At 68.3% G+C, this 12,604-nt stretch carries 13 protein-coding genes and 1 tRNA gene; 2 read left to right on the plus strand and 12 right to left on the minus strand.

Annotation, left to right across the window (positions count from 1 at the left end):
- Window positions 1-68: 68 nt before the first annotated feature.
- The 8 genes from MFF42_RS01290 to MFF42_RS01325 all read right to left on the minus strand — a co-directional run bounded on the left by MFF42_RS01290 (window position 69) and on the right by MFF42_RS01325 (window position 6,094).
- Window positions 69-680 (minus strand): fumarate hydratase C-terminal domain-containing protein, encoded by a 612-nt coding sequence (locus MFF42_RS01290; RefSeq protein WP_238253764.1) that lies wholly within the window; start codon window positions 678-680, stop codon window positions 69-71.
- Window positions 681-690: 10 nt separating this feature from the next.
- Window positions 691-1,563 carry a fumarate hydratase gene (locus MFF42_RS01295; RefSeq protein ID WP_238253784.1) on the minus strand — a complete coding sequence of 291 codons (873 nt, stop codon included), beginning with the start codon at window positions 1,561-1,563 and terminating at the stop codon, window positions 691-693.
- A 43-nt stretch (window positions 1,564-1,606) separates the two neighbouring features.
- Window positions 1,607-1,972 carry a succinate dehydrogenase, cytochrome b556 subunit gene (locus MFF42_RS01300; RefSeq protein ID WP_238253786.1) on the minus strand — a complete coding sequence of 122 codons (366 nt, stop codon included), beginning with the start codon at window positions 1,970-1,972 and terminating at the stop codon, window positions 1,607-1,609.
- Window positions 1,973-2,063: 91 nt separating this feature from the next.
- A complete protein-coding gene (locus MFF42_RS01305) occupies window positions 2,064-2,393 on the minus strand; it encodes a succinate dehydrogenase (protein ID WP_238253794.1) in 330 nt (109 codons plus the stop codon).
- Complete coding sequence (locus MFF42_RS01310; protein WP_238253796.1) at window positions 2,390-3,145, minus strand: succinate dehydrogenase/fumarate reductase iron-sulfur subunit; 756 nt, start codon at window positions 3,143-3,145, stop codon at window positions 2,390-2,392. Before MFF42_RS01310 ends, MFF42_RS01305 begins: the two co-directional genes overlap by 4 nt.
- Window positions 3,142-4,161 (minus strand): ABC transporter substrate-binding protein, encoded by a 1,020-nt coding sequence (locus MFF42_RS01315; RefSeq protein WP_238253798.1) that lies wholly within the window; start codon window positions 4,159-4,161, stop codon window positions 3,142-3,144. The genes MFF42_RS01310 and MFF42_RS01315 overlap by 4 nt, the downstream gene beginning before the upstream one ends.
- A 273-nt stretch (window positions 4,162-4,434) precedes the next feature.
- Window positions 4,435-5,331, minus strand: a complete 897-nt coding sequence (locus MFF42_RS01320; RefSeq protein ID WP_238253800.1) for an ABC transporter permease — start codon at window positions 5,329-5,331, stop codon at window positions 4,435-4,437.
- On the minus strand, window positions 5,324-6,094 hold the full coding sequence (locus MFF42_RS01325) for an ABC transporter ATP-binding protein (RefSeq protein ID WP_238253802.1): 771 nt from the start codon (window positions 6,092-6,094) through the stop codon (window positions 5,324-5,326). The genes MFF42_RS01320 and MFF42_RS01325 overlap by 8 nt, the downstream gene beginning before the upstream one ends.
- Window positions 6,095-6,526: 432 nt before the next feature.
- Between MFF42_RS01325 and MFF42_RS01330 the strand changes: the two genes are divergently transcribed.
- Window positions 6,527-7,801: a sulfite oxidase gene (locus tag MFF42_RS01330; RefSeq protein ID WP_238253803.1), complete on the plus strand. Its 1,275-nt coding sequence runs from the start codon at window positions 6,527-6,529 to the stop codon at window positions 7,799-7,801.
- A 4-nt stretch (window positions 7,802-7,805) separates the two neighbouring features.
- Complete coding sequence (locus tag MFF42_RS01335; RefSeq protein WP_238253812.1) at window positions 7,806-8,162, plus strand: hypothetical protein; 357 nt, start codon at window positions 7,806-7,808, stop codon at window positions 8,160-8,162.
- A gap of 191 nt (window positions 8,163-8,353) precedes the next feature.
- Here MFF42_RS01335 and MFF42_RS01340 read toward each other — a convergent pair whose 3' ends face one another.
- The 4 genes from MFF42_RS01340 to MFF42_RS01355 form a co-directional block, all read right to left on the minus strand.
- Window positions 8,354-9,478 carry a helix-turn-helix transcriptional regulator gene (locus MFF42_RS01340; RefSeq protein ID WP_238253813.1) on the minus strand — a complete coding sequence of 375 codons (1,125 nt, stop codon included), beginning with the start codon at window positions 9,476-9,478 and terminating at the stop codon, window positions 8,354-8,356.
- A gap of 734 nt (window positions 9,479-10,212) precedes the next feature.
- Window positions 10,213-10,305, minus strand: a tRNA-Ser gene (locus MFF42_RS01345).
- 35 nt (window positions 10,306-10,340) lie between these two features.
- Window positions 10,341-11,123, minus strand: a complete 783-nt coding sequence (locus MFF42_RS01350) for a glycosyltransferase family 2 protein (RefSeq protein ID WP_238253821.1) — start codon at window positions 11,121-11,123, stop codon at window positions 10,341-10,343.
- Between the two features lie 125 nt (window positions 11,124-11,248).
- Window positions 11,249-12,604 (minus strand): class I adenylate-forming enzyme family protein (locus MFF42_RS01355; RefSeq protein ID WP_238253829.1); only part of this gene is annotated, 1,356 nt, incomplete at its 5' end.

The raw sequence follows: 12,604 nt of genomic DNA on the forward strand, positions 1-12,604 counted from the left end.
GAGCGCCGCGAACAGGCCGGCCCCGCCGGAGCCGAGGATCAGGATATCGGTCTCGACCTGAGCCGGGTTCATCGCGCGTTCTCCAAGCTGGCCACCACCGCGTCGCGGCGGGCGGCCACGTCGCGCTGCACCTCGGCGAAGAGCGAGCCGCCGTGCGAATCCATGCCCACCAGCAGCGGGCCGAAATCGCGGATGGCGAAGCGCCACAGGCTCTCGGGATGGAGGTCGTCGAGGTCGACATCCTCGATCCGCTCGATCCAGGTGGTCTCCAGGGCCGCGGCGCCGCCGACGATGGCGAGGTAGGCGCCCCCGCGCTCGGCGAAGGCCTTGAGCGTCGCCGGCCCCATGCCGCCCTTGCCGACGATCAGGCGAACGCCCTCGCGCGCCATCAGGGCGTCGGTGAAGCGCTCCATGCGCATCGAGGTGGTGGTGCCGATGCAGAACGGCGCGTAGCCGACCGGCGCCTCGGGCGATGGCTCGACCCGATGCACGTTCGGCGCCGTGTGGATCACCGCGTGGCCGGCGAGGTCGAGCCGGGTCGGCCGGTCCCGATCGAACATGTGAATCAGGGTCGCGTCGCGGATGCCGAACAGCCAGCGCCGCAGGGTCACGGTGTCGCCGATCCGAAGGGCCCGGATCTCGGCCTCACCGGCCGGCATGTCGAGGACGTGGTGGGCCACGACTGTCTCCTCAATCGAAGGCGATGCCGCCCGGCGTGATCGTCGCGCGGGCGCGGCGGGCCGAGTGGCACTGGATGTTCACTGCGACCGGGTTCTGGGTGATGTGGGTGGCGGCCAGTTCGACGTGCACGGCGAAGCTGGTCGAGCGCCCGCCGAGCCCCTGCGGGCCGATGCCGAGTTCGTTCACCGCGCGCGACAGCTCCGCCTCGATCCGCGCGCCCTCCGGGTCGGCGCAGACCGAGCGCAGCGGCCGGGTCGCCGCCACCTTGGCGAGGTGCATGCACAGGTCGGAGGTGCCGCCCAATCCGACGCCGACGATGGTCGGCGGGCAGACCCGGCCGCCGAGCTCGATCACCCGGTCGATCACGAAGCGTTTGGCCGCGCCGATCCCGTCGGAGGGCAGCAGCATCTGCAGGAAGGACCCGTTCTCCGAGCCCGAGCCCTTCGGGATCATCTCGACCGCAACGGTCTCAGGGCTGTCGTCGAAATCGACGTGGATGATCGGCACCCGGATGCCGCAGGAGGTCTGCTCGTTCGTCCGGGTGATCGGGTGGACCACCGACGAGCGCAGGGAGAACTCCTTCGTCGCCCGCTCGCAGCCGCGCCGGATCGCGGCCTTCAGCGCGACGCCGTCGAACCCGACGTCACGGCCGATGCGGATGTTGTAGATCGGGATGCCGGTGTCCTGGCAGAGGATGTTCTTGGTGCGCTCGGCGACCGCGACGTTCTCCACCATCGTGTCGAGGATAGCGCGGCCGGTCGTGCTGGTCTCGGCCCGCTGCAGGTCGGCGAAGCCGGCCTTGATGTCGGGCGGCAGGATCTTCAGGGCCCGGACGTAGAGGTCGCGGCAAACCTCCTCGAATTCGTGCAGGTCGAGGTCCATGGCGGATCTCCGGGATGTGCCGGGGGAGGGGGTCGGCGGGGCGTCAGGCCCCGCTGAGCAGGAACAGGAGGCCGATCGCGAAGGCGGTCGCGAGGCAGCCCGAGACGACGACGGCGGTGCGCTCGCGGTAGCTCAGCCACTCGATCGCCAGCACCCGCAGGCCGAGCGCCATGTGGACGGCCAGCGCGCAGACGAGGCCCCACTCGGCGGTGCGCACGAAGCCGTTGTGGGTGAGGCCGAGGAAGCTCTCGAGCCGGTCGGCGCCCTGGAGCGCGGTGCCGAGGGCGATGAAGTGCATCGGCAGGAACAGCGCCAGCGCGATGCCGGAGAGCCGGTGAATCAGCGCGGCGGCGAAGCCCGGCCGGCGGTGGGGGGCATGGGTGATGCCGGGGCTCAGGGACGCTCTCATGCCGGGTCTCCCGGATGCTGCCTCAGAGCGCTGTTCTTCCTCCGCCCGCTGCGGGGGGAGGGAAGGTGCCCTGCCGATGCGGCGTGCGCGCTCATGCCCAGTACACCGCCAGCGCCGCGCGCAGCCCCAGCCCCGCCAGCAGGGCCGAGAGGGCGAGCATGGCGAGGTCGAGGGAGCGGCCGCGCCAGCCGGTCCACTCGCGCAGCACGCTGCGCAGGCCGATCGGCGCGTGGATCGCCGCCGCCAGCACGAAGACCGCGTAGAACAGCAGGAAGCCGACATTTCCCTGCGTCCGACCGAGGATCTCGCCCGCGGTGAGCCCGCCGCGCACCGCGTAGAGGATCGTGCCGAGATGCACCGCCACGGTGAGCGCCAGAATCGCGGCGGTGCCGCGCTGGGCGAGGTAGAGAAGCGGGCTCATCCGCGCCTCCAGAGCCGGCGGAGCGCCGCCCTACCGGTCTCGCGCTTGAGCCCGGCGATGGCGAAGGTGGGGCTGAGGGCCTTCGGACAGTGTTCCGTGCAGCTCATGTGGCTGTGGCAGGAATGGCAGCCGGCATCACCCGCCACCGCCGCGAGCCGCGCGTCGCCGTCACGGTCGCGCACGTCGTTGACGAGCGTCCAGGCCCGGTTCAGCGCCGCCGGGCCGAGATAATCGGGGTTCCACGTCACAAGATCGCAGGCGGCGTAGCAGACGCCGCAATTGATGCACTCGATGCCCGCATCCGCCTCCCGGCGCTCCGCGGAATCGGGAAGCACCGTTGCGAAATCGTCCGGCGGATTCTCGCCCGGCTCGAAATAGCCGTGGGCGCGGCGCCACTTCTCGAAGAAGGGCTCCATGTCGACGGCGAGATCCTTCACCACCGACAGGTTGCGCAGCGGCTCCAGCAGCAATTCGCCCTCCGGGGCCACGGCTGCGACCCGGGTGCGGCAGGTCCAGCGCGGGCGCCCGTTCACCGTCATGCCGCAGGAGCCGCACATGCCGACCCGGCAGGCGAAGCGGTAGGCCAGCGTCGGATCCTGCTCGCGCTGGATCTCGGTGACGACGTCGAGCACGGTCTGGTTGGCGCGCCGCGGCACGGCGAAGTCCTCGATGCCGTCCCCGCGCCGGATGCGGACCCGCAACGCCTCGGTGGCGCCCCGTGCGGCGGCGGCGTGATCGACGGGCGCCGTCACCGCGCGGCCTCCTTCGGGGCACCGGTCTCGGAGGCGGGGAAGAACAGCTCGCTCTCGGCGCTCGCCTTGGCCGAGACCAGCCCGGCGCGGTTCATGTATCCGAGGTAGTCGAGCATCCGCTTCGGCGCGGTCGTCCACTCGTTCTGCGGCGCGCGGATGATCGCGACCGCCTCCTCCTGCGAGAGTTTCGCCCCCTCGGCCTTGATCCAGAGCGCGGCGGCCCGGTTCGGGTCGTCGCGGATCAGCTTCAGGCTGTCCTCTAGCGCTGCGAGGAAGGCCGCGGTGACCTTCGGGTTCGCCGTAATGAAGCGGCCGGAGGCCCAGACGAGGTTGAAGGTGTGCGGCCCGCCCATCACGTCGAAGCTGTCGAGCACCTTGCGGGCGCGGGGATCCTTGAGCTCCAGTTCCTGGAACGGCGGCGCGCCGAAATGCGCGGTGATCTCCGAGCGGCCGCCCAGCATCGCGGTCTGCGCGTCCGGATGGCCCATCGAGACGGTGAGCGGGTCGAGCTTGCCCTGCTGGCCCGCCCCGAACGCCTGCTCGGCGGCCATCTGCAGGGTGATCGCCTGGATCGAGGTCTTCACGGTCGGGAGCGCGATCTTGTCCTTCGGCCCGAAATCCTTGATCGACTTCACGTCGGGATTGACCGTGACCAGCCAGAGCGGCATCGCGTTCAGGGCCGCCACGCCCTTGACCTTGATGTTGGTCTGCGTGCGGCCCCAGATCGTCAGGAACGGGCCGACACCGCCGGCGGCGAGATCGAGATTGCCGGAGAGCAGGGCCTCGTTCATGCCGGAGCCGCCGGTGAAGCGCAGCCACTCGGCCTTGATGTCGAGGCCGCGGGCCTTGGCCTGCTTCTCCAGCAGGCCCTCCTCCTCCATCACGGTCAGCGGCAGGTAGGAAATCCCGAACTGCTTGGCGAGCCGGACGGTCGATACCTCGGCCGAGGCCGCGCCGAGCGCCGCCCACAAAGCCGCGACCGTGCCGACGAGCCGGATCATGTTCCGTGCCGTCATGGCGTTCCTCACCAGTTTCGCGCCGATCTGTCGATGCCGTCAGCGTCGCGCCGAGGATACGCCCAGGCCGGAGGCTGTCAACATTAATATGTCATATACATGACTTGAGCGGGGTGTGAGGGCGGTGGCGTTCGGATGCCCCTGAGCCGCAGGCCCGCGGCCGACGGAAGACCGTCCCGACTTGGGTGTTGGCGCTGGCCGGCAAAGGTCATCCCGAGGTGCTGCCGACACCTCGGGATGACGATCGCTCTCGAATGATGCCTGGTTGGCGCGTCAGGCCTGCATGCCCCAGCGCTGGATGGTGTGGCTCTCGATCGTCTGGAAGATCAGGTTCTCGACGACGAGGCCGATCAGGATCACGGTCAGGAGCCCGGCGAACACGTTCGGAATGTCGAGCATGTTCTTGTTCTCGAAGATGTACCAGCCGAGACCGCCGGAGCCCGACGAGACCCCGAAGACGAGTTCCGCCGCGATGAGCGTGCGCCACGCGAAGGCCCAGCCGACCTTCAGGCCGGTGAGGATGCTGGGAAACGCCGCGGGGATCAGGATCTTCCGGATGAGGCTCGCACCGCTGAGGCCGTAGTTGCGTCCGACCATCTTCAGCGTCCGGCTCACCGAGAGGAAGCCGGAATGCGTGTTGAGGGCGATCGCCCAGGTAACGGAATGCACCAGCACGAAGACGAGACTTCCGTTGCCGAGGCCGAACCAGATCAGTGCCAGCGGCAGCAATGCGATCGCCGGCAGCGGATTGAGCATCGACGTCATGGTTTCGAGGAAGTCGGTGCCGATCCGCGACGCGATGGCGAGGCCCGTCAGCACCGTCGCGAGCACGATCCCGATTCCGTAGCCGACCAGCAGGATCTTCACCGATCCCCAGGCCCGGAGGGGCAGCGTCCCGTCCGCCATGCCGCGGAAGAAGGCCGCGAGCGTCGAGGTGAAGGTCGGAAACAGAAGATCGTTGTCGAGGTACCGCCCGTAGATCTCCCAGATCGAGGCCAGTACGGCCAGGATGAGGATCTTGCGCAGCCAGGCTTGGTTGTAGAGCAGTTCCAGCGTCGTCAGCGGCTTCTCGACGATGGTGCCGCCCTGCGCGGAGAGCCGCTCGCGGACGATCTCGGGGCGCGAGGGGGCCATGGGCACAGCCTCGGCGAGGGCATTCGCGCTAGACATTCTCCGCCTCCTTGATCTCCTCCGCAAACAGCATCTGCTGGATGCGGCTCTCGAGGCCCGCCTGCTCTCCCGGCGAGACCGCACTGTTCAATTCGGCCTTCACCTCGCCCGGATGCGGCGAGAGCAGGAGGATCCGCGAGCCGATCTTGATCGCTTCGGGGATGGAGTGGGTGACGAAAAGGACGGTGAAGCGGGTCTCGTCCCAGAGGGCGAGGAGCTCGTCCTGCATCCGCCGTCGCGTGAGGGCGTCGAGGGCCGCAAAGGGCTCGTCCATCAGCAGGATGTCGGGCTCCATCGCCATCCCGCGGGCGATCGCGACGCGCTGCTTCATGCCCCCGGACAGCATGTGCGGATAGCTGTCGACGAACTTCGTGAGGTTGACCTTGTCGATATAGGCCATCGCCCGTTCCTCGGCGGCGCGGCCGGTGAGGCGGCCGGAGGCTTCGAGGGCGAAGACGACGTTCTGCTTGACCGTCTTCCAGGGCAGGAGCTGATCGAATTCCTGGAAGACCATCATCCGATCCGGACCCGGACCGGTCACGACCTGGCCCTTCAGCCGGATCTCGCCCTCGGTCGGCGCCATGTAGCCGCCGACCGCCTTGAGGAGCGTCGACTTTCCGCAGCCGGATGGGCCGAGCAGAACAAAACGATCGCCCGGCAGAACGTCGAAGCTGACCTTGTAGGTCGCAGTGATCAGGTGATGCGGCGTCTTGTACCGCAGCGTAACGCCGTCGACTTCCAACAGCGGTTGATTCAAGTCCATACGCTCCTCCCTGCGCCGCGGCTCAGGCCACGATCTTTTGCGAGCTATGTCTTGTTTCTATTTGCGCTTCGGCACGGCCGTACGCCGCGACGATAATCTTCAGACGTATTGAGCCGAAGATCCAGCGAAAAGGTGTCCGGAAGGTCCGTGAACGGGCCCTGATGGCTTGCGTCTCGGTTGGCAAGCCCGAAGCCGGCTCTCCCGGCTGAACTCGCGCGTCGACGGCAGAATGCCGCGACCTTCATAGCAAGCTCGTCTGGCTCAAGCAAGCTCATATATCATTTACAAGACTTCGGTGGAGTGGCTAGATCATGGCGGGTTCGAGCCGTCTTGCGTACGTCTCTTCCTGTCCCGGCGGCTCGCCCAGCCGGGACGGCACGAGGCGGAGGGGACATTCCGCTCGTCGGCCGCAACGATCCGAGGGAGGATGTCATGACTGCCAAGCGCGACGACGCACCGACGATCCCGGTGCAGACGGCCGGCCTCGACCGGCGCGGCTTCCTCGCCGGGGCCGGACTTGCAGGCGCCGCACTCGGATCCGGGACGGTGATGACGGCCGGCTCCGTCCGCGCGCAGGAGGCGAAGCCGGCCGCCGCCGCCGATTCCGCCTCCTTCGCTTTCGAGGGCAAAGATTCCGGGCTGACGAGCCTCGGCGATCGGCCTCTGGTGGCGGAGACGCCGGCGCACCTGCTCGACGACGACACCACCCCGATCTCGAAGTTCTTCATCCGCTGCAACGGGCAGGTGCCCGACGCGGCGGCCGATCGGGAAAACTGGTCGCTGACGATCGATGGCGAGGTCGAGGCGCCGCTGGTCCTCTCGCTCAAGGAGTTGAAGGAGCGCTTCAAGCCCAGGACCTACCGCATGGTGCTGGAATGCGGCGGCAACGGCCGGTCGTTCTTCCAGCCGCCGGCGCGCGGCAACCAGTGGACCAACGGCGGGGCCGGCTGCGCGGAATGGACCGGCATCCCGCTGAACGAGGTGCTCCGGGCGGCGAAGGTCAAGCCGTCGGCGCAGTACACGGCCCATCACGGCGCCGACCCCCATCTCTCGGGCGACGCCAAGAAGGAGAGCCTGTCGCGCGGCATGCCCGTCGCCAAGGCGATGGAGGAGCACAACCTGCTGGTCTTCGCGATGAACGGCGAGCCGCTGCCGAACATCCACGGCGGCCCCCTGAGGCTCGTCGTGCCCGGATGGCCGGGCTCGCTGTCCCACAAATGGCTGACGCGGATCACCCTGCGCGACCGGGAGCACGACGGCCAGGGCATGACCGGTCACTCGTACCGCTTGCCCGAGCGGCCGCTGGTGCCCGGCTCCAAGGGCGACGGCGTACCCTTCCGCATCCTCGAATCGATGCCGGTCAGGGCCGTGACCACGTCGCCGGCGAACGGCACGCGGCTGCCAGCGGGCGCGCACGATCTCGATCTGCGCGGCGCGGCCTGGGGTGGCGACGTTCCGATCGCCCGCGTCGATGTCAGCATCGATGGCGGTCAGACCTGGAGCGAGGCCAAGCTCGCGGCGCTCAAGAATCGCTACGACTGGCACCGCTGGACGGCCCGGCTCAGACTTCCGTCGGACGGCTACTACGAGATCTTCGCCCGCGCGACCGACGCCAACGGCCGGACGCAGCCGACCCTGGCGACCAACTGGAACCCGCAAGGCTACGGCGGCAATGCCCAGCACCGTATCGCGATCCTGGTGGGCTGAGCCGATGCCGATCCGCTCCCTGATCGCCGTTGCCGCGCTCGTGCTCGGCGCGGTCTCGACACCGATCTCGGCTCAGCCGGCGGCACCGCGGGAGGAGAGTGCCGAATCCCTTCCCGCCGCGCCCGGACGCGACGAGGCATTCGGCACCTGCTCCGCCTGCCACGCCTACCGGCTGGTCGCGGCGCAGGGCTTGAGCCGTGAACGCTGGGACGAGACCATCACGCTCATGAGCGAGAAGCACGGCATGGCGAAGCTCGACGACGACGAGCGCCGGGTCGTCCTCGATTACCTGGCCAAGGCACACCCGCCGAAGAAAACGACCGGGACGGGCGGGTTCCAGGTTCCTTTCGCGCCGCAATAGGCCGCGCGCGAGCGGACGTGGCGTTTCGGCTGTCACGCCCGCCGTCCCCATGAGCGCCCCGGACCGCAGTCTGAGGCGCCTTCACGACGACGGGGAGGACGCCGGCGCGTCGCTTCGAGCCGGGATCGGGCGGAGCCTGCGGGCCCGGCGATTCAGTATTCCGAACCAGCAGCTCGGTCCCGATTTCGGTCCTAGGCGGCGAACCCGGCGATCTTCTTGATGAGTTCGGCCTGGTTCTTGGTGCCGGATTTCCCGTAGACGCGGTTCAGGTGCGTCTTCACGGTCGAGCGCGCGATGCCGACGGCGTCGGCGATGGCGTCGAGGCCGTTCAGGCGCAGCGTCGCCTCGACCACGCGGATCTCGCTGGCCGTCAGATGGTGCCGTCGGGCGAACGCTTCCAGCGGACTGGCGACGGCCGGTTGCGGTGATCGCACGAAGATGGCCGCGACCGCCGTTCGCGGCTCTCTCTCAGGGCCGAGGCGGTCGTCGGAGAGGGGCATGACGATCGCCGTCCAGCTGCCGTCCCCGGGCGCCGACAGCGGGATCGCGTGATCGTCGATGGGACTTCCGTTGCGTCCACCAAGGGTGCGCAGATGGTCGAAGATGGCGCGGTCGGCCGCGGTCGAGGTCGCCCGCAAGCGTCCGCCGACGTCGCGCAGAAGGCGTCCCTCCTCGATCATGCGCTGACCGCGCGCGTTGGCGAGGACGAGGCGTCCGGTCTCGGCGACGAGAAACACGCCGGCCTCGATCTGGTCGAGCGTCCCGGTCAGGGCGGCCTCGCGCCGACGGCTGCTCACGAACAGTCGCCCGATCGCGACCGACCGCAGGAGATGGGGGGCGAGCAGGGCCATCCTCCGCCGGGCCGCCTGATCGATCGGCCGCCTCTGCCACTGAACGGTCAGGAAGGCGGCGCGGGTCGCCTCCTTCTCGAGAACGATCCCCAGCGAATCGGTCATCTCCTGCGGCAGCAGCCATTCTCGATGGAAGCGGGTCTGTTCCATCTCCGCATTCGGCACCACATCGCTCGCGGCCATGACGGCACCGACAGGTTCGAAGGCAAATGCTGGAAAGAGCGGGTTGAGAGCTGCGTATTGTTCCAGGTAGATCTTGCTGTAATAGGGATCGTCGTTAAATCGAAATAGCGTATCGACTTCCGGCTTGAGCGCGTCGTGCCAGTACATCAAGGCTTGATTGCCGCCGACGAATAGACATATACTTTCAATGGCGTCGGGCCAAAGCTTGGGATCAACAGCCGCATCGTACATCCGCGCGATCACGGCGGACAGGGCGGCGGGATCTGGGTCGCTCAACGTCACCTCCGACAGGCCCGACGAAGATACGCGCCGGCTGTGGCCGAATTACAAGCCTAAACCTCTACCATCCCGTCTCCACCCTAGGGTGGACGCTCAACCTAGAGATATTTGGCAGGGTGCCAGTAGCGTGATCGGCGTGTGCACGAAGAGTGCCAGCGGCCGATCTCGCCGATCGGGGGTATCGCGTGGTCGATCACGTCTTCGGGTCTGCGACAGATTTCGTTCGCCTTGCTTTCGAGCCGTTCAGCCCCCGCCCAACGCTCACGACCGCTCCCGATTTCACGTGTGCGGAAGATGACATCGCAGCCGTGCCCACGTCCTCTAAAGCAATCAGGCTTCTATGAGGTTACGAGATGCCTTCCGCTAGACCACCTCGCTTTACCGTCTCGGCGAACTATCGCGGACATCACAAGGAGGCAATGCGTAGCCTTGCCGCGAGCGCGATGTGCCTCGCTGACGACTGGGCCAACAAGGGCTACGCTGACATTCGCATCACGGATGGCATCGGCGTTACGATGAGCCGAGAGCGGTTCCGCTCAACGATGCTTGTTGTCCGGCGGCTCAGCGCTCGCTGCCAATTGTGCTAGCACTGTCGACCGTGGCGGGAACACAAAGTCTGCCCTCGATTGGAAAGCCCCACCGGCTCATGGCTTCGTGGAATTTTGTCGGAGCAGGCACGGCACAAGAACTGCGCGGGATCTGTGCAATTCCGACAGCACGAGAGGTTATGGGATATGTGGCGGAGACGGAGGGATTCGAACCCTCGATACCCTTATTAGGGGTATGCTCATTTAGCAAACGAGTGCCTTCAGCCTCTCGGCCACGTCTCCCCGCAGGTCGGCTGTAGAAGCTCCGGGGCGGCGGGTCAACCCGGTCGGCGCGGGGTTGTGACGCGGCGCTCGTAATGCTTGGCCACGCGCAGGTGGCGGGAGATCGCGTAGTTCATCGCCGTGAGAAAGCCGTAGGCGCCGCGCACGAAGTGGCGGCGGCCGAAATAGGCCTTCAGAAAGTTGCCCGGCAATTCGACGTAGAGGCGCCAGGCCGGGATCGTCACGCCGCGGGCGTCGAGGTCGTCGGCCTGCTGGTCCGAATAGCGGTTGAGCTTGTCGAGCTGGTCGCCCAGCGAGCGCACCGAGAAGTGGTGGATGCGCCCCTTGATCCGCCCCACGGTGACGCCCGGCCCCAGGACGACGCGGTCGTGGACCGGCGAGGTGGAGTAGGTGCTGCGATCCCGCCGGTAGATCCGGACCGGGGTCAGGACGTAGGCCCAGGGATGGGGGCGCGTCTCGCCCGGAAAGATCTCGGCGATGGCGATGCTCCACGCGGCATGCGCGGGCTCCCCGTCGGCGAAGACGGCGCGGATCTGCTCGGCGAGGTCGGCGGGCACGACCTCGTCCGCGTCGAGGTTGAACACCCAGTCGTGGCGGCACTGGCCCTCTGCGAAGCGCTTCTGCCGGCCGTAGCCCGGCCAGTCGTTGTGGATCACCCGAGCCCCGAGGGAGGTGGCGAGCGCCTGCGTCCCGTCGGTCGAGCCGGAATCGACGACGACGATGTCGTCGGCGAGCTCGCGCACGGCCGCGATGGTCGCACCGATGCGATCGACTTCGTTCTTGACGATGATGAAGACGGAGAGCGGGAGCGGGGCCATGAGTCTCGTTACGCGCGGCGCCAACGCTGTACCGGCCGGGTTCCGCATGAACAAGCACGGCGCGAAGTCTTCGGCTCGACACGCATTGCTGCGTCGAACCGGCGTCCCCCACGGCGGAGTGTCGTTTATCCGGCGGCGCCCGCCAGCCGCTTGCGCTGGACCTTGCCGTTGGCGGTACGCGGCAGCGCGTCGAGGAAGCGGACGGCGCGCGGCGCCTTGTAGGCGGCCAGGCGCTCGCCGCACCACGCCAGCAGGGCGTCCTCGTCCGGTTCGGCGCCGGGGCGGAGCACCACGAAGGCGGCGATCACCCGCAGATCCGGGCGAACGGCCAGCTCCGTCACGCCGACCTCGGCGATGTCGGGATGGGCGGCCAGCACGCCCTCCACCTCGACCGGCGAGACGCGGTAGCCCATGGCGTTCATCAGGTCGTCGTTGCGGCCTTGGAACCAGAGGTATCCGTCCGCATCGAGGCGCGCGAGGTCGCCCCCGGCGAACCATTCGCCCCGCAGCACCGCCGCCTCCTCCTCCGGCCGCTGCCAATAGCCGAGCATCAGGCCGGGATCGGAGCGGTGGACCGCGAGCAGGCCGGTCTCGCCGGCCGGCAGCGGCTCGGGCGGACCCTCGACCGGCAGGATCGCCACCCGGCGGCCCGGCTGCGGTCGTCCGGGCGAGCCGGGGCGGACGGGGATGGTCGGGCCGCTCGACACGTAGGTCGAGATCTCGCTCATGCCGAGCGCCTCGTAGAGCGGCTTGGCCGTGGCCCGCGTCCAGGCCTCGAGAAGGTCCGCCGACAGGGCTTCGCCCGCGGTGACGCCGTGGCGAAGCCGCGAGAGGTCGTGCTCGGCGAGGTCGGCATATTTGAGGATCTGGCGGTAGACGCTGGGCACCGCCGCGAAGATCGTCGCGCCCTGCTCGGCGATCAGGCGCGGCCAGATCCCGCGGTCGCGCGGGCCGTTGTAGAGCACGGTCGTCGCGCCGCAGGCCCAGGGGTCGGTGATGCCGACGCCGAGCGTGTAGGTCCAGTTCATGGTACCGGCATGCAGCATCACGTCGGACTCGGTCAGGCCGAGCCAGTGCGCGTGCATCGGCCGGCGGCCCCAGATGGCACGATGGGCGTGGAGCACGCCCTTCGGGCGGCTCGTGGTGCCGGAGGTGTAGACGAGGGTCGCCGGATCGTCGGCGGCGGTGTCGGCGTAGTCGGCGAGCGGCTCGCCCGCCTTCATCGCAGCGATTGTTTGAGAGTCGAGCCGGAGACAGCCCGCGGGAGCGCCTGCGCCAGAATCGGAAAAGCCTTCGCCGGTCACCACGGCGGCGACGCCGGCATTCTCCATCAGGAAGGCCGCTTCGTCGGCCGTCAGCTGCGGCGAGGAGGGGAGGGCGACGAGGCCGGCGGCGAGCACGCCGAAATAGACCAGCACGTAATCGGTCTCGTTGCCCATGCGGATCATCACCCGGTCGCCGGCGCGCAGGCCGAGGCCGAG

Source organism: Methylorubrum podarium, assembly GCF_022179745.1.
In the GTDB taxonomy this organism is placed as follows: domain Bacteria; phylum Pseudomonadota; class Alphaproteobacteria; order Rhizobiales; family Beijerinckiaceae; genus Methylobacterium; species Methylobacterium podarium.